This is a genomic window from Ruegeria sp. HKCCA6707, assembly GCF_013033515.1.
Lineage (GTDB): Bacteria > Pseudomonadota > Alphaproteobacteria > Rhodobacterales > Rhodobacteraceae > Ruegeria.
Map to the genome: position 1 here is coordinate 15079 of NZ_WQEG01000010.1, position 19970 is coordinate 35048.

The window sequence follows — 19970 nt, forward strand, 5'->3', positions numbered from 1 at the left end:
GCTGCTTGCGTCGGCATCCTACAGGGTGCCGACGTGTCTCCGATTGGGAAATAAAAAGATGACAAGTACAGCTATGGCTTCATCGGCACAAAACACCAAAAAGCTCGATGGTTTGACCCTTCGGTATCTGGTCCTGATCGGTTTGATCGTTATTGCTTCGGTCGGGTTCAGTTTCGCCAACGAGAACTTCTATTCCCTGACCAATATCGGCATCCTTCTGCGATCAATCGCGGTGCTCTTTCTGCTGTCGATGGGGATGACCTTTGTCATGTTGACCGGAGGCATTGATCTGAGCGTCGGATCGAACGTGGCCTTTTCCGGTGGTGTCGGGGTCATTGCACTGACGACAACCGGAAGCGCGTTCATTGGCTTTGCCGCTGCCATCTTTGCTGGCATGGCCATCGGAGCTGTAAACGGCTTTTTCATCGGGCGGTTGAAGCTGTCGGCCTTTATGGTGACGCTTGCCACCTTTGCGTTGGCCCGTGGCTTGGCTTTGGTGATCTACGATGCAGATTCGATCAATGTATCGAACCAGACTTTCTTGTGGCTGGGCGGTGTGAGCTGGGGCAACATGCCTGTGGTGATCCCCTTTGTCGCGCTGGTGTTCATCGCGCTGTCGGTTGTGCTCTACAAAACCACCTTTGGCCGCGACGTCTATGCGGCGGGATCGAATTTTGCCACGGCCTTTGTGCTGGGACGTCGGCCTGAAAAAACACTTGTGTGGGTCTATGTTCTGTCCGGTGCGTTGGCTGGGCTGTCGGCCATCATCACGGTTGGGCGCGTCTCATCAGGGCAACCCTGGGCTGGTCTCTATCTGGAATTTGACGCAATCACTGCGGTGATCCTTGGGGGCACGTCGCTGTTTGGCGGGCGAGGGATGCTGCTGGGAACAATCCTTGGCGTGCTGCTTTATGGCATCATCATCAACGGCCTCGTTCTGACCGGAACCAACCCGTACCTGCAAAGCCTGATCAAGGGCATGATCCTGTTGGGCGTCGTTCTGCTGGATACCTATACGCAGCGGGGGAAAACCGCATGAGCAACCGCATCGATATGAAGGGCATTGGCAAAAGCTTTTTTGCCACCCGCGCGCTGGACAATGTCGATTTTTCCTGTGTGTCCGGTGAGGTTCACGCTCTTGTCGGCCTGAATGGTGCGGGCAAGTCGACCTTGATGAAAGTGCTGGGCGGCGTCTATCAAAAAGACGAAGGCGTTATCGAACATAACGGCAAGCCCATCGAGATCACCGCGCCTGCCGATGCGGCCAAGGCCGGGATTTCCATGATCCACCAAGAGCTGTCTTTGATCAATGAGCTGACCGTGGCCGGGAACATCTTTCTGGGGCGCGAGCTGAAGCGGGGCGGAACCCCGTTCCTGGACAAGCGCGAGATGGCGCGTCAGGTCAAAATGCAGCTGGATCGTTTTGGATTGTCATTGGATCCCAACAAACCTGTGCGCGAGTTGAACTCGGGCGAGAAACAGATTGTCGAGATCATTCGGGCGCTGATGTCCGACAGTTGGCTGATTGTCATGGACGAACCCACTTCGGCCCTATCCGAAGAAGACAAGGATCGTCTGTTCGAATTCATCGCCCGGATGAAGGCCGAAGGCATCGCGATCATCTATATCTCGCATCACATGCCCGAGATCTTTTCAATCGCTGAACAGGTCACCGTTATGCGGGACGGTGTAATCGTGCTGTCCGAGCGCACCTCGGACACAACCGAAGACGCCGTTATCCAGTCGATGACCGGCGAAGAGCTTGAGCATTTCGTCAAACCGCACAAAGAGATCGAGGGTGACCCTCTCTTGTCGGTGCAGGACCTGTGCAAAGCGGGCACCTATGATCAGGTGTCGCTTGAGGTTCGCCCCGGTGAGATCGTTGTCATGACCGGCCTGCGCGGCTGCGGCGCGCCTGAACTGGCCAAGGCCATTTTTGGCCTGGACGGCGACTATCAAGGCACGGTTCACTACAAAGGCCGCCCTCTCAAACCTGGCCGCGGGCCCTCGGTTTCAGTGCGGGACGGGATGGGGCTTGTTACCGAAAACCGGGACAAGAACGGTATTTTGCCACCTCTGTCCGTCCGAGATAACATCGCCTTGCCGTTCCTTGAAAAGACCGTGCGCGCCGGGCTGATCGATGGGGGCTATATCGACAAGGTGGTCGACAAAGCCATCCGGGATACATCGACCAAAACCTCGTCACCGGATCAGGAAATCCGGTTTCTGTCGGGCGGCAACAAGCAGAAAATCTGTTTCTCGCGCTGGCTGGACGAAGACCTTGAACTGTTGATCCTGCTTGAGCCCACGCGGGGCATCGATGTCCATGCCAAGGCCGATATTTATCGGATCATCGAAGACCTGGCCGAACGTGGCGTGGGGATCTTGATCCTATCCTATGAGATTGACGAAGTCATCATGTTGGCTGACCGGGTTTTGACCTTGTACCAAGGGCAAAGCGTTTCGGAATACGTGTACCCGAATTTCGAGAAAGATCAGATGCTTGCAGACATGGCAGGCGCGGGTCAGCCGCATTAATCGATTAAAGGAGAGAACACCTGTGTTCTACAAATGCTTCATTGACAATGAGTGGGTCGAAGCCAGCAACGGTGCCAGGATGGAGGTGCGCAATCCGGCAACCGGAGAGGTTTGGGCCGAAGTTCCCGCCTGTACCCAGGCCGAGGTCGACCGGGCGATAGAAAGCTCGGCGCGGGCACAGAAGGAATGGGCGCTGTTGCCACCTATTGAACGTGCCGGTTACATCTACAAGATCGCCGAAGGGATCGAGCGCGAACGCGCGCTGCTGGAGGAATTGCTGGTCAAAGAGCAGGGCAAAACCCTTGCAGAAGCGGCCGGTGAGGTAACTGATACCATCCGCTATATGACCTATTCCGCCGAGGCGGCGCGGCGTCTGCGCGGGGATATTTTCCCGTCCGATAATCCACGTGAACAGCTGTTCATCTACAAGGTGCCCTTTGGTGTCACGCTGGGCCTGTGTGCCTATAACTATCCGCTAGCCCTGATCGGTCGCAAAGCCGGGCCTGCGCTGGTGACGGGCAACACGATGATCCTCAAACCGCATGAGGCGACGCCTGTAACCGCGTCGGTGTTCTGCCGTATTGTCGAAGAGGCCGGTCTGCCCCCAGGCGTCATCAACATGGTGACAGGCACGGGTGCCGAAGTTGGCGCGCCGCTGGTCGAAAGCCCGACCGTTCGCCTGATCACCCTGACCGGTTCGATCCGCGCGGGTCAGGCGGTGGCGCAGGCCTCGGCCAAGAATATCACCGCCCTGTCGCTTGAGCTGGGTGGCAGCGCGCCCTTTATCGTTCTGAAAGATGCCGATCTTGATGCCGCCGCCGAAGCCTGCGCGATAGCGCGATTTGCCAATGCCGGGCAGGTCTGCATCTGCTCGGAATCGGTGCTGGTCGAAGAGGCGGTAGCCGACGCGTTCACTGAGAAATTGCTGGCGCATGTGGCCAAGATCAAGGTCGGTGACCCGATGACCAACGGCGGCATGGGGCCGATCACGACCCCCGGCGCGTTGGAGCGGGTCGAACGGATCGTGGCGGATTCGGTGGCCGGTGGGGCTGCGATTGCAACCGGAGGGAAACGGCCCGAAGGTACTGAATATGCGGCAGGCAACTGGTACGAACCTACCGTCTTGGTCAACGCATCCGCCGACACAGCCGCGGTGCGCGAAGAGATCTTTGGCCCGGTCTTGCCTGTCGTTCGGGTGGCTGACTATGAAGAGGCGCTGTCGATTGCAAATGACCGCCCGGATGGGCTGTCCGCCTATCTGTGGACGCAAAACCCTTCGGTCTATATGGACGCCATCCAGCGTCTTGAAACCGGAACCATCTTTCTGAATTCCGGCATCATTGGATATATTCAAGGCTACCACAATGGCCACAAGCTGAGCGGTGTGGGTGGCGAAGACGGTGTCTATGGCATCGAAGGCTATCTGCAAAAGCGGACAGTGTATCAGAAATTCTGATCACATATTGCGGCAGGCACAGTGCCAAAAGCTCTTTGCCTGCCGACCCGTCAGGCTGTGTCGGGGATGATCGCACCGGGATACTGGATCACCTGACTTGCGAGGTTGTGACCGGCCTTTGCGGCTTCCAGATCACTTTGACCTTGAATGATGGCGGCGATGTAGCCTGCGTTGAAACTGTCACCGGCGGCAGTGCTATCGATCACTTTGGCGACATGGCGCAACCCGTTGGGCGTATCCCCCGAGGCAAGGTCCAGCGGTCCTTCGGCGCCGCGTTTCAAGGCTCCCCGTGTCACGCCATTGGCCGTCAGGCGCTGCAAAACCTCATTTGGACCAGCGTCACCGAACATGGCCATTTCATCATCAACCGAGGGCAGCGCGATATCTGCCCGTGCCCACATGGCGGTATTGACCTGCTGAGCGATCTCAGGGCTTTCCCACAGGCGCGGGCGGTAGTTGCTGTCATAGACAACCGTGCCACCCGCTGCACGAAACCTGTCGATCCACGCGATGATCTGATCGCGGATATGCTGGGGCAGAATGGCCATCGAAATGCCTGTCAGCAGTACAAGATCGAACTGGTTCAGGCTTTCCAATGTGATCTCGCAAGGGGTCTGGAACAGGCTGCGCGCCGCTGAAGCGGACCGCCAGTAATAGAAACTGCGCTCACCCGCGTCGTCGGTTTCAATTGCGTAAAGGCCCGGCATCTGATCTGCGCGTCGCTCGACGCAATCAGTATTCAGCCCATGAGAGTGCATGGCCGCCAGAATACGGTCGGAATAGGGATCTGTACCCAAAGCGGTGACATAAGAGACGGTGGCCTCGGTCCCGCGCAACTGCCTTGCAAGATAGACAGCGGTGTTGAACGTATCTCCTGCGATGCCAAGTGCCGCTTGGCCGTCCTTGCCGGCAATCAGCTCGATCATCACTTCTCCGATGCAGGCGATGCGACGGAGTGAGCGTTTGGGGTGGGTCATTTATAGATCCTTGAATGTCGAAGAAACCTGCGTCCAGGCGCCTTCAAGATGCGCGGACATTGCGGCCTCGGCGGCGTCTGGGTCGCGCATTAGAATGCCGTCCAAAATCGCCGTGTGCGCACGGAAATTGTTCCGGTTGCGATCAGGCAGGCGCGGCATCTGGGACCATTGCGGTTCGAGCCAGGCCACAAAAGCTTTGTGGATTGCCGGAAGAACAGGATTGCGGGGGATTTCGTAGAGAACGCGGTGAAAGGCCATGTCCGTCGCATAAAAGACCTGACTGTCTTCGATAGCCGCGCCATTTGCTTCCACGGCGGCCTTCAAGCTAGCCAAATCTTCTTTGTTTGCGATTTCCGCGGCCTGCCGTGCCAGGGACACTTCGATCATGGCGCGGCAGTCGAACAGGTTTTTGACCCCGTTTGGTTCGGTCAAAAGATGCGTCACGATCCCGCTCACCGCGTCGACGGCGGTGTCAAAACTGGGCTTGCGCACGACTGGACGATGGCGCGGTCTGGCCTCGATCAACCCGCGCGACGACAAGACCCGAACCGCTTCGCGAACCACAGTTCGCGATATGCCGAACTCTTCCATCAGGTTGCGCTCGGGCGGCAGCGGATCACCATCTGCCAGATGGCCTGAATACACACGCTTTTCGATTTCCCGCACGACCTGATCGGCTGCCCTGCCTGATACGTCTTGTTCGGTCATCCTTGTTCCTTTAAGTAGGGCAAAGTCATCAAAGACTTGCGCCACATAGGCCCTGACTAGGCCGAATGAGATCAGTGCTTTTGTACGATAAAAAAATATATCTGCGCAATAAACTTGACAGAAAATTCGATAATTGATTAGTTTTTCTTGTATTTGGTCGTACCAAAAGAGAATTCTATGAACATCCCACTCACCGACCGTCAGATCGCCCGGGCGCAGGTAAACCTGTTCGAAGTACCGCTGGCCGAGGTCTTGACCGATGCCAAGCATGGCGATCACACGCATTTTGAACTTGTGTGTGTGACCATAACTTTGAATGACGGCTCAGAAGGGACCGGCTACACCTATACCGGAGGCAAAGGCGGACGCGCGATCGCGGCAATGATCGAACATGATCTTGTTCCCTTCCTGATCGGGAAAGACGCGACCGAGGTTGAAGCCCTGTATGAGGCGATGCAGTGGCATGTGCATTATGTTGCGCGCGGCGGCGTGGCCTCGTTTGCGATTTCGGCGGTTGATATCGCGCTTTGGGATCTGCGTGGCAAGCGCACGGGTCTGGCGTTATGGCAAATGGCGGGTGGCCAGTCCGACCGGTGTCGTGCCTATGCGGGGGGGATCGATCTGAACTTTCCTTTGCCAAAGCTGCTGGACAGTATTCAGTCGTACCTTGATCGTGGATTCAACGGGGTGAAAATCAAAGTGGGTCAGCCCACGCTGGCCGAAGATGTCGCACGAGTCAAAGCGGTCCGAGAGTTGATTGGCTCTGATGTCACCTTCATGGTGGATGCGAATTACTCGATGAGCGTTGATGAAGCCATCGCCGCCGCCGAAGCGTTCAAGCCGTTTGACATCACCTGGTTTGAAGAGCCGATCATCCCCGATGACTATAAAGGTTTTGGTCGCATAGCCGATGCGACGGGTATACCGCTGGCCATGGGTGAAAACCTGCATACCATTCACGAATTCGAGTATGCGTTCGAGGATGCCAAGTTGAGCTTTATTCAACCCGACGCGTCAAATTGCGGGGGTATCACGGGTTGGTTGCAAGTTGCGAAGCTAAGCCAAACCCATGACATCCGCGTCTGTTCGCATGGTATGCAAGAACTGCATGTCAGTCTGGTCTCGGCGCAACCGAATCCGGGCTGGATCGAAGTCCATTCATTTCCGATTGATGAATACACCCATCGCCCGCTGGTGGTTGAGGATAACCTGGCCATTGCGCCTTCGGCTCCTGGGGTTGGCGTGAGTTTTGATTGGGACAAACTACAAGCTGCACATGAGGGCATGAACAGATGACTGCTGAACCTATCCGCTCTGCGTTTTATCGCGGTGACAAAACCTTCGCCGTCGAGCAGGCGACACCGGCAGAGCCGGGTCCGAACGAGGTTCGGATCCGCGTCGCCTATTGCGGTATTTGCGGGACCGATATGCATGTGTTCCATGGCAATATGGATGCCCGCGTCGGCAAGAATCGGGTTATCGGCCATGAGATGTCCGGGGTCGTGGAATCGGTCGGCGCAGAAGTTGATGCGTCCCTGCTGGACCAGAAGGTTGTTGTGCGTCCGCTGGATCATTGTGGCGAATGCCCGGCCTGCAAGGCGGGTCACGAGCATATCTGTCACAACCTGAAATTCCTGGGCCTTGATACTGATGGCGCGATGCAAGAGCTGTGGGTGGTGCCCGCTCACACGATCCATAAACTGCCTGCTGATTTGCGTCTGGACTATGCCGCGCTGATCGAGCCGGTGGCCGTCGCCTGCCACGATGTGCGCCTGTCTGGCCTTACGGCGGGCGAGGATGTGGTTGTTATTGGGGGCGGGCCGATTGGTATTCTTGTGGCCATGACCGCGCGGGACGCGGGCGGGCGTGTTGTGATCTCGGAAGTAAACCCCAACCGCTTGGCGATTGCGCAGAAGCTGGGTTTTGACACGGTCAACCCGGTCGAGGTTGATCTGGCCGAGGACATCAATGCCCGAACCGGTGGCAAAGGCGCTGATGTCGTGTTCGAAGTGTCGGGCACGCAGCCGGGCGTTGACGCGATGACAGCGGTGGCGGCGACACGCGGGCGGATCGTTATGGTGGCGATCCATGCGCAGAAGCCGCAGATCGACATGTTCCGGTTTTTCTGGCGCGAGCTCAAACTGATCGGCGCGCGGGTCTATGAGCCCGAAGACTATGAGAATGCCATCTCGATCATCGCTTCAGGCGGGGTGGATGCAGAAACTGTCATCACCGATGTCGCACCTCTGAGTGAGATCCAGACTGCTTTTGAATCCCTTGATAGCAGCCCTACAGCCATGAAAAGCCTCATCAAAGTCGGAGAGATCGAATGAGCATACTGAACGCCTTTGAACTCACTGGCAAAACAGCCCTGGTCACCGGCTGCAAACGCGGCATCGGGCGGGGCATCGCCGAGGCGCTGGCCGAGGCTGGTGCTGACATTATTGGTGTCTCGGCCAGTCTTTCGCCCGACAGCGAGGTCGAACAGGCCGTACGCGCCCTTGGGCGAAAATTCACCAGCTATCAATGCGATTTTTCTGATCGCGCTGCAGTGCTTGCCTTTGCCGCGCAGGTGCAGGCCGATGGGCTTCAACCCGATATTCTGGTCAACAACGCTGGCACGATCAAGCGAAAGCCTGCTGCGGAACACCCTGACGAGTGGTGGGACGAGGTGATTGAGGTCAACCTGTCAGCGCAATTCGTTCTGTCCCGCGAGATTGGCAAGGGCATGGTCGCGCGCGGATCGGGCAAGATCATTTTCACCGCGTCGCTGCTGACCTTCCAGGGTGGGATCACGGTTCCTGGGTATGCCGCCTCGAAAGGTGGGGTGGGCCAGCTGACCAAGGCTCTGGCAAATGAATGGGCGCCCAAAGGCGTGAACGTTAACGCCATAGCACCGGGTTATATCGCGACGGATAACACGCAGGCCCTGCAAGACGATCCCGATCGCGCGCGGTCCATTCTGGATCGCATTCCACAAGGGCGTTGGGGCACTCCGCGTGATTTTGGCGGACCAGCGGTTTTCCTGGCGTCTTCTGCCTCGGACTATGTGAACGGGGAGATTCTCGTGGTGGATGGTGGTTGGATGGGGCGTTGATCGCCCAAAGCCGCCCATAACGTCTGCGCGCCCTATTTGACCGATCCCGTCAGCAATCATCACGGGATCAGTTTGCCGGCATGTTTAGTGAGGCACCGGATGTCTCAACTATTTCTGTGTCCCATTTCTCTGAAACAACGCGGCTTCAAAGCCAGGGAATGACCCTGGCTTGTCCGTCAACTCTGCGTTTCGAGATAATTCAAAAATCATGATCGACTCGTCTTGACAGGCGGAGAACAAATTGAAATGTTCACGTGAACAATGCGCTGAGATGCGAGCTGGGGGCTACATGCCAAATGAATTGATTTCAGATGTTAACGCGCGGCGCGTTTGGGATAGCCGTGGCAATCCAACCGTCGAAGTTGTTGTAACAACCCAATCCGGTCGGGTCGGGCGTGCCATCGCTCCGGCGGGTGCTTCACGCGGTGCGCGTGAGGCGATCGACATGCGCGACGGCGGTTCTGCCTTGAACGGTATGGACGTGAAGCGCGCGGTCAAAAACGTGGAAACGCGGATAGCACCGGCCATCATTGGCAAAAATGTGCTGAATCAGGCTGAGGTCGATCAGGCGATCCTGGATATGGACCCAAGCAAGCTCAAAAGTGAACTGGGCGGCAATGCAACAGTGGCAACTTCGCTGGCGGTCTTGCATGCAGCCGCTGCGGCAAAAGGCGTTCCCCTGTGGCGCCACTGCGCCGACCTGTCCGGAAATGAACCCAGCTTGCCTCTGCCCGAAATTCAGATCTTTGGTGGTGGGGCCCATGCCGGTCGTCGTGTCGATATTCAGGATTTCATGGTCATGGTTCCCGGAGCCGATACGTTTGATGAGGTGATGGAAGTGACCTCGGAAGTGTATCGCGCCGCGGGTGCGATCATGAAGCAGAAGGGGCGCCTGGCAGGTGTTGCGGATGAGGGCGGCTGGTGGCCTGTCTTTGACCACAACGAAGAAGCGCTGGAAACGCTGGTGCGCGCGATCGAACTGGCCGGAGAAAAGCCCGGTGACCGGGTTGTCATCTCGCTGGACATCGCCGCGTCGGAATTCGGGTCAAACGGGCGGTACCGGTTGGCTTTGGAAGACCGAGAGCTTGGGCGCGATGAGATGATCGACCTGTTGGGTCGGTGGTTGAATGACTACCCCATTCTGTCGATCGAAGACCCGCTTGCCGAAGATGACCCCGAAGGGATGCGTGCCTTTACGCAGGAATTCGGCAGCCGTGTTCAGATTATCGGTGATGACTATCTGGTGACAAATGCCGCGCTGCTGCAAGGGGCGGTGCGCGACGGGGCCTGCAATGCGGTTCTGATCAAAGTGAATCAGGCGGGTACTGTGACCGAATCCATGGAGTGTCTGGCGGCTGCGAAAGCCGCCGGGTACGGCACCATCGTTTCAGCCAGATCTGGCGAAACCGAAGATGTCTCGATCAGCCATATGTCGGTCGGATTTGGGGCGGGCCAGCTGAAGGTCGGGTCCATCACACGGTCAGAGCGGATGGCCAAATGGAACGAATGCCTGCGCATCGGGGACGAGATGGGGCAGGGGGCCTTTGTAAAGGGTGCACCGCTGGCCTCGACCGTCTGGGCACAAAAAGTCGGAGAAGAAGCCTGATATGAAACTTTCGCGCTATGGTGACCGTTATGGTCGCAAAATCCCTTGCATAATCGACGACGAAGGCGTTCCACGGGATGCATCTTCTCTTGTCGAGGATTTTGGGCCCCGCACATTGTCGCCTGAACTGCTGGATCAACTGGCCGCCACGGATCCGAAATCACTGCCGGTCGCCGATGTGGAAGGCAAGCGCCTGGCGCCGCCCATCGCGCAGCCGTTCAATATCTGGTGTGTTGGTCTGAACTATTCCGATCACGCGGCTGAAGCAGGGTTGCCCGTGCCGGAAGAGCCCATTTTGTTCAACAAATCCACGGTGACTTATTGCGGCCCGAATGATCAGATCCTGAAATCCCCGCAGATGACCAAGCTGGATTGGGAAGTCGAGCTTGGGATCATCATCGGCAAACCAGCGCTGAACATCACCAAAGATCAGGCGATGGATCACATTGCCGGGTTTGTTCTGGTCAACGACATCTCGGAACGCGCCTGGCAGATGGAACGGTCCGGCCAATGGGTCAAAGGAAAAAGCTTTCCCAATTTCTGCCCGACAGGTCCGTTTCTGGCTACCAAGGACGAGGTCTCGGACGTTCAGAATCTGAATATGTGGTTGGATGTGAACGGGAAGCGGATGCAGACCGGTTCGACCTCGACGATGATTTTCGATGTGACGACGATTGTCAGCTACATGTCCGAGTTCACGCGGCTTGAAGCCGGAGACCTGATTTGCACCGGCACCCCGCCGGGCGTGGGTGCGGGGATGAAGCCTCAGGTCTGGCTGAACGAAGGTGATGTCGTGCGGCTCGGCATCGACGAATTGGGCGAGCAATCCCAGACCGTTACAGCTTTTGGGGGCGTGTGATGAACAGCTATGATTTTTCCGGCAAAGTGGCCGCAATCACCGGTGGTGCAAACGGGATTGGCGCTGCTGTGGCCGACCGGCTTTTGCAATCGGGGGCACGTGTTGCGATTTGGGATCTGGATATCTCCGAGCCCGAAGACCGCCTGAAGGCCTATGCAAAGGGCCAACTGCTTGCGGTGCAGACCGATGTAAGTGATCTGGCCAGTGTTGAGGCCGCTTTGGCGACCACCGAGGCCAGTTTTGGCAAGGTCGATGTCTTGGTCAACAGCGCCGGGATAGCGGGGCCAACGTCAACTTTGGCCGAATACCCTGCCGATGCCTGGCGCGCGGTGCAGGTGGTCAACGTCGACGGCACCTTCAACACCTGCCGGGCGGTCAGCAAGGGCATGATGGCCCGCAATTATGGGCGGATCGTCAACATCGCCTCGGTCGCCGGGAAAGAGGGCAATCCGAACGCATCGGCCTATTCAGCGTCAAAGGCGGCTGTGATTGCCTTGACCAAATCGCTTGGCAAAGAGCTGGCGGGTCACGACATCGCCGTCAACTGCGTCACGCCTGCGGCGGCCAAGACACGGATTTTCGATCAGGTCTCGGATGACTTTGTGCAATTCATGCTGTCCAAGATCCCGCGCGGTCGTTTTGTGACCGTCGATGAGATCGCCAATATGGTGGTCTGGATGGCGTCCGAGGAGAACTCATTCACCACAGGTGCGGTGTTTGATCTGTCCGGCGGGCGGGCAACCTATTGACGGGCTCCGTCCCCATATCACCTCGTTTGACGGGCATGACGGTCTGCGTCACCGCCGCAGGGCAGGGTATAGGGCGCGCGATTGCTGAACGCATGATTGCCGAAGGGGCCGAGGTTCACGCATCGGACCTTGACGTCGATCTGTTGCAAGGGCTTGGGGCCGCGTCACTAACGGCGGTGGATGCCACCGACCCAAAGCAGGTTGACCACTGGATTGGCGCCTTCGAGAGGATAGATGTGCTAGTCCATGCGGTGGGCTATGTGCATCACGGCACAATCGAGGAATGTTCGATTGATGATTGGCGCCGGTCTCAGTCGATCTGCCTGGATAGCGCCTTTTATGCGATCAAATCGGCAGTTCCGAAAATGCGGGGCGGGGGCGGCAGTATTGTTCTGATCGCGTCGATTGCGTCATCCATCAAAGGCTATCCGAACCGTGCTGCATATGGGGCGGCAAAGGGCGGTGTCATTGGTTTGATGAAAGCCTGCGCTGCCGACTACCTGAAGGACGGAATCCGGGTGAACGCAATTTGCCCCGGTGTCGTGGATACACCGTCGCTGCGTCAGCGGATCGCCGATCTCGCTGACGAGGCAGGTGGGTTGGATCAGGCCGAAAAGCTGTTTCTGGATCGCCAACCTGCCGGAAGATTTGCCGCGCCCGAAGAGATCGCGGGAACCTGCGCCTGGCTAGCCTCAACAGATGGTGCGTTTGTGACGGGTCAGGCCGTACAGGTCGACGGGGGCATAATGATCTAAAACCAAGACCGGACAACTACATAATCTCAGAGGAGGCGAGAAAATGACGAAGTTTGGGAAACTATTGCTGGGAACAACCCTGGCGGCCACAACAACCTATGCGACGAGTGTAGTGGCCGAACCCAAGACCAACATGATGCACCAGTGGGCCCAAGGGTCCGAGGCTGCTGCGATTGCCAAGCTGGGTGAGATGTTTGAAGCCCAGGGCGGAACATGGAACCAGACAGCGATTTCGGGGCATACTTCGAACACTCTGGCCAAGTTGCGGTCGGATGTCGTTGCGGGCAATGCGCCTGCTGCGGTGCAGTTGAAAGGCCCGGAAATCGCCGAGTGGAACGCGACCGGCGCGACTGCAAATCTGGATGCCGTTGCTGCGGCCGAAGGGTGGGATGACGTTGTAGCGCCCGAACTTGTTTCGGTGATGAAGCCCACCGGCAACTGGGTTGCGGCCCCGATGAACATCCACCGCGTCAACTGGCTGTACAGCTCGCCGAAAATTCTGAACGAGCTTGGCCTTGAAGTGCCCAAAACCTGGGATGAGTTCAATGCTGCATGCGACAAGATCATCGAGGCCGGATATGTCTGCATCGCCCATGGTGCGGCGGATTGGTCGGATACGACCACCTTTGACAGTGTTGTCTATGGTATGGATATCGACCTCTATCGCAAAGCCTTCCAGGAGGCGGATGTCGAAGCCATGCGCAGTCAGGGCATGATCGACGCCTTTGCACAGCTGCGCAAAATGGTCGGTTACATGGATGACGGCATCAATGGCCGCTCGTGGGAGCAGTCGATGACGATGACCATGACCGGTGAAGCCGCGTTCTTCCTGATGGGAGACTGGACGGTGGCCTCGGCCAATCTTGCCGGGTTCAAGGAAGGTGTCGACTATTTCTGCGACCAAACCCCTGTAAATTGGGGCGGAGACGGGTTTATCCTGAACGCGGACTCGGTGGTGTTCTTCAACCAAAAAGACGAGGATTATGTTGAGGGCCAAAAGCTGTTGGCCAGCATCATTATGTCGCCCGAGTTCCAGGTGACGTTCAACGTTGCCAAAGGGTCGATCCCGTCGCGTACCGATGTTGATCTGTCCGAAGGCGGCTTCACTCAGTGTCAGCAGAAGGGTCTGGAAGACCTGAAAGCTTCGGTCGAACAAGGCACACTGGTCCGTTCGATGGCCCACAACATGACCGTGCTGCAGAAATACCGCGGCGCCATGATGGAGGTGATCACTGAATTCGTCGCTGACGATTCGATCACGCCCGAAGAAGCGGCCAACCAATTGGCTGACGCTGTCGAACTGCAAAGCTAAGCAGCGCAGCCTGATCCGTGCCGGCACCCTTCCAAGCCGGCACGGATCGATCACGCATGTGACCTCAAGGAACCGGAATGGCTAGATCCTCAAAACCGGCTGCACAGGGCCTGTTTCAACGACTATCCGGGTGGACACCGCAATTGGTGCTTGTCCCGACTTTGCTGGCGGCTTTTGTCTATGTCGTTGTCTTCTCGCTTTGGACGCTGTGGATTTCGATCTCGCAATCCACATTGCTGCCGAACATGGCCTATGGTGGCTTTGGCGAATATGCCGCGTTGTGGCAAAGCAAACGTTGGATCGTCGCCTATCAGAACCTGTTCCTGTTCGGGACGCTTTATGTTCTGGGTTCGCTGATTGTCGGAACACTGCTGGCGATTCTGATCGATCAGCGCGTCAAGTTCGAGTCGGTCTGGCGCACCATTTTCCTTTATCCGCTGGCGATTTCGTTCATCGTAACCGGAACAGTCTGGCGCTGGATCTTCCACCCGCAAACCGGGGTAGAGCGCGCTTTGAACGATCTGGGGTGGATCAGCGCGCAGTTTGATTGGATCACCGACCGCGATATGGCGCTGTATGTCGTCGTCTTTACCGGCATTTGGCACGCGTCAGGCTTTGCCATGGCGCTTGTGCTTGCGGGGCTGCGTTCGGTCGATAGCGACCTGATCAAAGCGGCGCAGATCGATGGAGCCTCAATGGCGCGCACCTATCGGCGCGTGGTCCTGCCAACGATCTGGCCGATCTTTGTCGCTGTCACTGTCGTTCTGCTGCAATTCGCCATCAAAACCTACGACCTTGTCGTGGCTCTGACCCAAGGGGGGCCGGGCGTGGCCACGACGGTTCCAGCAATTGTGGTTTATGACCTGATGTTCCAGCGCGGTCAGATCGCACAGGGTGCCGCCGCTGCGGTGATGATCCTGGTCGCGCTGGCGCTGGTCTTGGTGCCCTACCTGATCTGGTCGATTTGGAGAGACAAGCAGGGGAAAAGAACACATGGCTGAAGTATCGCACCAGGCGTATGACCCTCTTGCCACTGGCAGCAAGACGCAACAGGCGCGGTCGCGGGGGATCGTCTATGTCCTGTTGACCTTCTTTGCACTGCTCTACCTGTCGCCGCTGCTGATTATCTTCATGAACACTTTCCGTCCGTTGGACGAGATCGTGCGCGAGGGCTTCATCTCGGTCCCTGACTCACTGTCGCTGAAATACTGGGGTGAGGCCTGGGGGTCGTTCTGTATCGGCGGAACATGTGAAGGCGTGTCGCGCTATTTCTCGAACACATTGCTGATGACAATCCCGGCCACGATCTTTTCGACCGCTTTGGGATTGGTCAACGGATACGCGCTGTCGAAATGGCGGTTTAAATGCGATGCCTGGGTTTTTGGGCTGATCACTCTGGGTGTGTTCCTGCCCGCTCAGATGACCTTGCTTCCCTGGGCTTTTGTGCTGGGTCAGATTGGTCTGTCCAATACGATCATGGGGTTGGTTCTGGTGCATACCGTGCAGGGCACCAGCTTTACCACACTGTTCTGCCGGAACTATTTCGTGGCTGTCCCCGATGATCTGATCAAAGCCGCGCGGATCGACGGGGCCGGGTTCTGGCGCATCTTTCGTCGTATCATGCTGCCCCTCTCGCCACCGATCGTTATCGTCTGTGTGATCTGGCAGTTCACCGGGATCTGGAACGAGTTCCTGTTCGGCACCGTGTTCACCTCGGGTGAAAACCAGCCGATTACCGCCGCGATCGTTGCATTCTCGGGCTCGGGCACGGGCGAACGTCACTATAATGTCGAGGCTGCATCGGTCATCTTTGCCGCTTTGCCACCATTGTTCATCTATGTCCTTGGTGGAAAATACTTTGTTCGGGGTCTGACCTCGGGCGCCGTGAAATAGAAAGGTCGGGCCATGTCTTCCTTGCTGATCAGAAATCTTCGCAAAAGCTATGGTGCTGTAGAAGTTCTGAAGAATATCAATCTCGAGGCTGAATCAGGCGAGTTCGTCGCGCTTGTGGGGCCCTCGGGCTGCGGAAAATCCACTCTGCTGTCCATCATCGCGGGACTGGAAAGCGTCACCTCCGGTGAGGTGCTGATCGAAGACCGGGTGGTGAATGACGAAGCGCCAAAGGATCGGGACATCGCCATGGTGTTCCAATCCTATGCGCTCTACCCGACCATGACGGTCCGGCAGAATATGACCTTTGGGATGGAGTGTCGGAATATCGACAAAGCCACCCAGGACAAGACGGTGCAGCGTGTCGCGGCGCTTTTGCAGATTGAGCCTCTGCTAGGTCGCAAACCCGCGCAGCTTTCGGGAGGTCAACGTCAGCGCGTTGCCATGGGCCGGGCGTTGGTGCGCGATCCCAAGCTGTTCCTGTTTGATGAGCCGCTGTCCAATCTGGATGCCAAGCTGCGGGTCGAGATGCGAAGCGAGATCAAGAAACTGCATCAAAGTGTCGGGCGCACGACGGTATATGTCACCCATGACCAGATCGAAGCGATGACCCTGGCAACGCGCATTGCCGTGATGCATCAAGGGGTGCTTCAGCAATATGACACGCCCAAAGCGATCTATGAGACCCCGGCAAACATGTTTGTTGCGGGCTTCATGGGCTCACCCAATATGAACTTTTTGTCCGCCAAGATCGCGTCCACTGCGGATGGGCTCGGGGTCGTGGTCAATGGGGGTGATGGCACGGTACTTCCGGTGCCCGCAGATCGTTATCAATCGTTGGAAAACGGCCAGGATGTGGTCTTTGGGGTGCGCCCCGAGCATTTCAGCCCGGCTCATGAACAACGGGCCGAGCGAAAAGGGCGCACAACAGTGTCCGTTCCGGTCACTGTCGACATGGATGAACCCACGGGATCCGAGACGATCCTCATGTCCAGAATCGCCGGGCAAGACGCTATACTTGTCTGCGAACCCGATGAAGCGCCAACGCCGGGAGAGACGATGGATTTTGCCATCGACATGAGCAAGATCAGTTTGTTCGATACAAAATCAGAGCTTCGCCTGTGACAACCGCAGATCTCCCGAGCGAAGACTTCAGCGGCAAACACGTCATCGTCACCGGTGGCGCAACCGGTATCGGGGCCAGTATCGTCACGGCGTTTGCCCGGCAGAAAGCAAAGGTCTCATTTCTGGACAATAATGTCTTCGCAGGTGAAAGACTGGCGCAAAGCCTGGGCGATGACGTCCATTTTGCGGACGTTGACCTGAGTGATGTCGACCGTGCGCGCGATGCTATTGATCACCTATGTGAAACCGCAGGTCGCATAGACGTGTTGGTAAACAACGCAGCCAATGACACGCGCCATGCCACGCAGGATGTAACCCCGGAAAGCTGGCGCAACACTCTGGCGATCAATCTGGATCACAAGTTTTTCTGCAGCCAAACTGTGCTGCCAAAGATGCAGATGCAAGGTCACGGCGTGATTCTGAATTTCGGATCCATCGCATGGCGTGTGGGCCTGGCCGATGCGGTTGGCTATGTCACCGCAAAAGCCGCAATAGAAGGTCTGACACGCGCTTTGGCGCAAGAGGGAGGCCCTTTTGGCGTGCGCGTAAACTGTTTGCTGCCGGGTTTTGTCAGAACCGAAAGACAGGTCGAAAAGTGGCTGACACCTGAATCTTCCAAGCTGATCTTAGAACAGCAATGTCTGAAGCGCTTTATCGAGCCCGAAGAGATCGCGGACGTGGCCGTGTTTTTGTGTTCCGACGCCGCGCGCGCGATTACCAAACAGACCATTGTCGTGGATGCCGGTTGGTCTTAGAGAAAACTGTCCCGCAGCCGAGTAAGCAACTGGCTGATCCGATCTTCGGGAGATTCTATCAATCCAACAGCCACGGCGCGGACATGGCACCTGTTGTCGTCTGACAGGTATTCTACCGGCGACTTTCCATCGATCCGCGCCAGCATCAACGCAGGCAGTAACCTTGTGATCCGACGCTCGATCTCTGATGGATTGCCAAAGTCCAACGAGGGTACATAGGCCCCCCAGAAGCTTTCGATATTGGTCAAAAGCGTCTCGCGCGAGTCGGGTAGATGAAACGCCTTGAGCACCAGATGGTTCAGGCAGAATGCCGGATCAAAGCTTGCATCACCCATCGTCGCACATTCGGCATCCAGAAAGATCGGATCAGATGCGCGGAACATAATGTTCTTGGGGCTGACATCGCCATGAACCAAGACCTGGTCGGCCTGATACAGCATCTCTGCTAGATCGTTTAAAGGCGCCTCCAAATCGGGATGCCGCCCTGCCGTAAAGGTCAGGTAAGGTTCGATCCGCAGTGCGCGGAAGTCGTCCCGATTGTTGAATGCGCCCCGGTCGAAATCGGGCATGGCAGAGGCCGCTTGCAGCATCCCCAAGAAACGTCCGACCTGGGCCGCCTCACCTTTGTCTGGCGCCGAGGCAAGCAAGGCGGCTTTCCAAAGATAGACATCGGGGCCGTCGACGAATTCCATCGCAAAGCCGTGCTGCGTCTGCGACCGCCCGAACAGTTTGACGGCACCTTGCGGATAGGTCTCAGCGGCGAATTGCAGCCACGCATATTCGGCGGCGTTGCGGTGCAAAGGCGCGGTCCAGTCTTCGACGACCTTTAGTTTTTCGAGTGCAAATTTGGCGCAAAGCGTTTGTCCGTTCAGGTCAAACCGCGCGATATCAGAGGCGACCCCACCTGTCAGGGGAACCACATTGGTGACATCTTCGGGCTGACCAAGTTGCAAGTCTTGGACCAGGTTTTTGCATCTGTCATCAATGGTAAGCGTCACTTTGGTAGATTCCTGAGTTGTTCACGTGAACATTTCCGGTTATTACTGGAAAGTCAAGCTGGTCTTGTGATCTAAATCCGAACAACCCGGTCAGGAGAGTTCATGCCCAAGCGCGTTACGATCAAGTCAATTGCCGATGATCTCGGGATTTCTCATATGACCGTTTCACGCGCTTTGTCAGATAACCCAAACGTCCAGAAGGACACACGCGAAGCGGTCCAAAAGCGGGCGCAGGAACTGGGTTATGTCCGCAGTGCGGCTGCACGGGCGATCCGTGGTGACAACAGCCCCATCGTCGGCCTGTTGGTGCCAAATATCACCAATGACTTCTACGCGCGTTTTGCAAATACATTCGCCGAAGCCTGCGAAGATCATGGGCTTCAGTTGATCATTCATCTGACCAAAGACGACTACGCCGCCGAAAACGAAGCCATGCTGCGCCTGCGCGAGATACAGGCGCAGGCCGTGGTCACCGTTCCGGCACCAAAGACGGACATGTCTCTATTGGACGCGGGCAGCGGTTTGAGGAACATTCAACTGATCCGTCAGCGGACCGATGGCGATCCTGTTTCATCCGTTCTGGTCGATGATTCCGAGGCAATTATACACGCAGTCCAACATCTTCACGCTCTGGGCCACAGACATATTGCTTATCTAGGTGCCCCTGAAGCCCTGTCATCCGGGCGCCAAAGGCTGGCCGCTTTCCAGCAAGGGTTGAATTCTGTCCACCCCAGCGCCGAGAGCGCTGTAACATTGTTGGATGCCCCTTCACAACAGATGGGCAACAACTCGGCGCACCGGTTGTTGCAGGGCTCCGACGCGACAGCGATTGTGTGCGGCGGTTTCGAGATTTCGATTGGGGCGCTGAAAGCTCTGATCGAAACGAACACGCTGAACAGGGAAATGGCATTTGTCGGCTACGGAGATCCCGATTTCTATTCCTGGATCGACGGCGGCATCACTACAATACAGGTGCCCGTCGATGAGTTGGCAAGTTCTGCGTTGAAGATCATCACAGATGAAACTGATAAAAGCGGTATTGAACACCATAGCTTTGCAGCAAAGCTGGTTGTGAGAAACAGCAAGCAGATAGGATGACCCGCAGCAATCAGGTGATCACAGCGGGCCCTTTTTTACTTTTGAAA

General features: G+C 56.9%; 19 protein-coding genes. 16 read left to right on the top strand and 3 right to left on the bottom strand.

Going from position 1 to position 19970, the window contains the following annotated elements:
* Positions 1 to 58 precede the first annotated feature (58 nt).
* The 3 genes from GOW40_RS18545 to GOW40_RS18555 are packed head-to-tail and all read left to right on the top strand — an operon-like array spanning position 59 to position 3994.
* Positions 59 to 1039, top strand: a complete 981-nt coding sequence (locus GOW40_RS18545; protein WP_171133458.1) for an ABC transporter permease — start codon at positions 59 to 61, stop codon at positions 1037 to 1039.
* A complete protein-coding gene (locus GOW40_RS18550; RefSeq protein WP_171133457.1) occupies positions 1036 to 2538 on the top strand; it encodes a sugar ABC transporter ATP-binding protein in 1503 nt (500 codons plus the stop codon). Before GOW40_RS18545 ends, GOW40_RS18550 begins: the two co-directional genes overlap by 4 nt.
* 22 nt (positions 2539 to 2560) lie before the next feature.
* The gene (locus GOW40_RS18555; protein ID WP_217352327.1) at positions 2561 to 3994 is read left to right on the top strand and encodes an aldehyde dehydrogenase family protein; all 1434 of its coding nucleotides are present in this window, start codon (positions 2561 to 2563) and stop codon (positions 3992 to 3994) included.
* Positions 3995 to 4044: 50 nt separating this feature from the next.
* On the opposite strand, the gene GOW40_RS18560 is transcribed toward GOW40_RS18555, so the two are convergent.
* Together GOW40_RS18560 and GOW40_RS18565 are read right to left on the bottom strand one after the other, a co-directional pair.
* On the bottom strand, positions 4045 to 4971 hold the full coding sequence (locus tag GOW40_RS18560; RefSeq protein WP_171133456.1) for a sugar kinase: 927 nt from the start codon (positions 4969 to 4971) through the stop codon (positions 4045 to 4047).
* On the bottom strand, positions 4972 to 5679 hold the full coding sequence (locus tag GOW40_RS18565) for an FCD domain-containing protein (RefSeq protein WP_171102069.1): 708 nt from the start codon (positions 5677 to 5679) through the stop codon (positions 4972 to 4974).
* A gap of 177 nt (positions 5680 to 5856) precedes the next feature.
* Here GOW40_RS18565 and GOW40_RS18570 point away from each other — a divergent pair, with 177 nt between their 5' ends.
* From GOW40_RS18570 to GOW40_RS18625, 12 genes are all read left to right on the top strand, one after another.
* A complete protein-coding gene (locus GOW40_RS18570; protein WP_171133455.1) occupies positions 5857 to 6975 on the top strand; it encodes a mandelate racemase/muconate lactonizing enzyme family protein in 1119 nt (372 codons plus the stop codon).
* Positions 6972 to 8012 (top strand): zinc-binding dehydrogenase, encoded by a 1041-nt coding sequence (locus GOW40_RS18575; RefSeq protein ID WP_171133454.1) that lies wholly within the window; start codon positions 6972 to 6974, stop codon positions 8010 to 8012. The genes GOW40_RS18570 and GOW40_RS18575 overlap by 4 nt, the downstream gene beginning before the upstream one ends.
* 2 nt (positions 8013 to 8014) lie before the next feature.
* Positions 8015 to 8776, top strand: coding sequence for an SDR family oxidoreductase (locus GOW40_RS18580; protein WP_171133478.1), 762 nt, complete (start codon positions 8015 to 8017; stop codon positions 8774 to 8776).
* Between the two features lie 289 nt (positions 8777 to 9065).
* Entirely contained in the window at positions 9066 to 10382 is a 1317-nt protein-coding gene (gene eno, locus GOW40_RS18585; protein WP_171133453.1) for a phosphopyruvate hydratase, read from the top strand.
* A 1-nt stretch (position 10383) separates the two neighbouring features.
* Positions 10384 to 11241, top strand: a complete 858-nt coding sequence (locus tag GOW40_RS18590; RefSeq protein ID WP_171133452.1) for a fumarylacetoacetate hydrolase family protein — start codon at positions 10384 to 10386, stop codon at positions 11239 to 11241.
* Positions 11241 to 11990 (top strand): SDR family NAD(P)-dependent oxidoreductase, encoded by a 750-nt coding sequence (locus GOW40_RS18595; protein ID WP_171133451.1) that lies wholly within the window; start codon positions 11241 to 11243, stop codon positions 11988 to 11990. The genes GOW40_RS18590 and GOW40_RS18595 overlap by 1 nt, the downstream gene beginning before the upstream one ends.
* Before the next feature lie 35 nt (positions 11991 to 12025).
* Positions 12026 to 12745: an SDR family oxidoreductase gene (locus GOW40_RS18600; protein WP_171133477.1), complete on the top strand. Its 720-nt coding sequence runs from the start codon at positions 12026 to 12028 to the stop codon at positions 12743 to 12745.
* Positions 12746 to 12788: 43 nt separating this feature from the next.
* Positions 12789 to 14057 (top strand): ABC transporter substrate-binding protein, encoded by a 1269-nt coding sequence (locus tag GOW40_RS18605; protein WP_171102063.1) that lies wholly within the window; start codon positions 12789 to 12791, stop codon positions 14055 to 14057.
* 77 nt (positions 14058 to 14134) lie between these two features.
* Positions 14135 to 15058 (top strand): carbohydrate ABC transporter permease, encoded by a 924-nt coding sequence (locus tag GOW40_RS18610; protein ID WP_171133450.1) that lies wholly within the window; start codon positions 14135 to 14137, stop codon positions 15056 to 15058.
* The gene (locus GOW40_RS18615; RefSeq protein WP_171133448.1) at positions 15051 to 15950 is read left to right on the top strand and encodes a carbohydrate ABC transporter permease; all 900 of its coding nucleotides are present in this window, start codon (positions 15051 to 15053) and stop codon (positions 15948 to 15950) included. The genes GOW40_RS18610 and GOW40_RS18615 overlap by 8 nt, the downstream gene beginning before the upstream one ends.
* A gap of 12 nt (positions 15951 to 15962) precedes the next feature.
* Entirely contained in the window at positions 15963 to 17072 is a 1110-nt protein-coding gene (locus tag GOW40_RS18620; protein WP_171102060.1) for an ABC transporter ATP-binding protein, read from the top strand.
* A complete protein-coding gene (locus GOW40_RS18625; protein WP_171133446.1) occupies positions 17069 to 17827 on the top strand; it encodes an SDR family NAD(P)-dependent oxidoreductase in 759 nt (252 codons plus the stop codon). Before GOW40_RS18620 ends, GOW40_RS18625 begins: the two co-directional genes overlap by 4 nt.
* Here GOW40_RS18625 and GOW40_RS18630 read toward each other — a convergent pair.
* Positions 17824 to 18825, bottom strand: coding sequence for an aminoglycoside phosphotransferase family protein (locus GOW40_RS18630; RefSeq protein ID WP_171133444.1), 1002 nt, complete (start codon positions 18823 to 18825; stop codon positions 17824 to 17826). The two genes, GOW40_RS18625 and GOW40_RS18630, sit on opposite strands and share 4 nt — an antisense overlap.
* Before the next feature lie 102 nt (positions 18826 to 18927).
* Here GOW40_RS18630 and GOW40_RS18635 point away from each other — a divergent pair, with 102 nt between their 5' ends.
* Positions 18928 to 19923: a LacI family DNA-binding transcriptional regulator gene (locus GOW40_RS18635; RefSeq protein WP_171133442.1), complete on the top strand. Its 996-nt coding sequence runs from the start codon at positions 18928 to 18930 to the stop codon at positions 19921 to 19923.
* Positions 19924 to 19970 lie beyond the last annotated feature (47 nt).

What these genes read in the sequence shown, in the direction of transcription:
- GOW40_RS18545 (WP_171133458.1), top strand. Translation starts at nt 59, where the DNA reads ATGACAAGTACAGCTATGGCTTCATCGGCACAAAACACCAAAAAGCTC.
- GOW40_RS18605 (WP_171102063.1), top strand. Translation starts at nt 12,789, where the DNA reads ATGACGAAGTTTGGGAAACTATTGCTGGGAACAACCCTGGCGGCCACA.
- GOW40_RS18550 (WP_171133457.1), top strand. Translation starts at nt 1,036, where the DNA reads ATGAGCAACCGCATCGATATGAAGGGCATTGGCAAAAGCTTTTTTGCC.
- eno (WP_171133453.1), top strand. Translation starts at nt 9,066, where the DNA reads ATGCCAAATGAATTGATTTCAGATGTTAACGCGCGGCGCGTTTGGGAT.
- GOW40_RS18600 (WP_171133477.1), top strand. Translation starts at nt 12,026, where the DNA reads ATGACGGTCTGCGTCACCGCCGCAGGGCAGGGTATAGGGCGCGCGATT.
- GOW40_RS18615 (WP_171133448.1), top strand. Translation starts at nt 15,051, where the DNA reads ATGGCTGAAGTATCGCACCAGGCGTATGACCCTCTTGCCACTGGCAGC.
- GOW40_RS18565 (WP_171102069.1), bottom strand. Translation starts at nt 5,679, where the DNA reads ATGACCGAACAAGACGTATCAGGCAGGGCAGCCGATCAGGTCGTGCGG.
- GOW40_RS18570 (WP_171133455.1), top strand. Translation starts at nt 5,857, where the DNA reads ATGAACATCCCACTCACCGACCGTCAGATCGCCCGGGCGCAGGTAAAC.
- GOW40_RS18595 (WP_171133451.1), top strand. Translation starts at nt 11,241, where the DNA reads ATGAACAGCTATGATTTTTCCGGCAAAGTGGCCGCAATCACCGGTGGT.
- GOW40_RS18620 (WP_171102060.1), top strand. Translation starts at nt 15,963, where the DNA reads ATGTCTTCCTTGCTGATCAGAAATCTTCGCAAAAGCTATGGTGCTGTA.
- GOW40_RS18610 (WP_171133450.1), top strand. Translation starts at nt 14,135, where the DNA reads ATGGCTAGATCCTCAAAACCGGCTGCACAGGGCCTGTTTCAACGACTA.
- GOW40_RS18590 (WP_171133452.1), top strand. Translation starts at nt 10,384, where the DNA reads ATGAAACTTTCGCGCTATGGTGACCGTTATGGTCGCAAAATCCCTTGC.
- GOW40_RS18635 (WP_171133442.1), top strand. Translation starts at nt 18,928, where the DNA reads ATGCCCAAGCGCGTTACGATCAAGTCAATTGCCGATGATCTCGGGATT.
- GOW40_RS18575 (WP_171133454.1), top strand. Translation starts at nt 6,972, where the DNA reads ATGACTGCTGAACCTATCCGCTCTGCGTTTTATCGCGGTGACAAAACC.
- GOW40_RS18560 (WP_171133456.1), bottom strand. Translation starts at nt 4,971, where the DNA reads ATGACCCACCCCAAACGCTCACTCCGTCGCATCGCCTGCATCGGAGAA.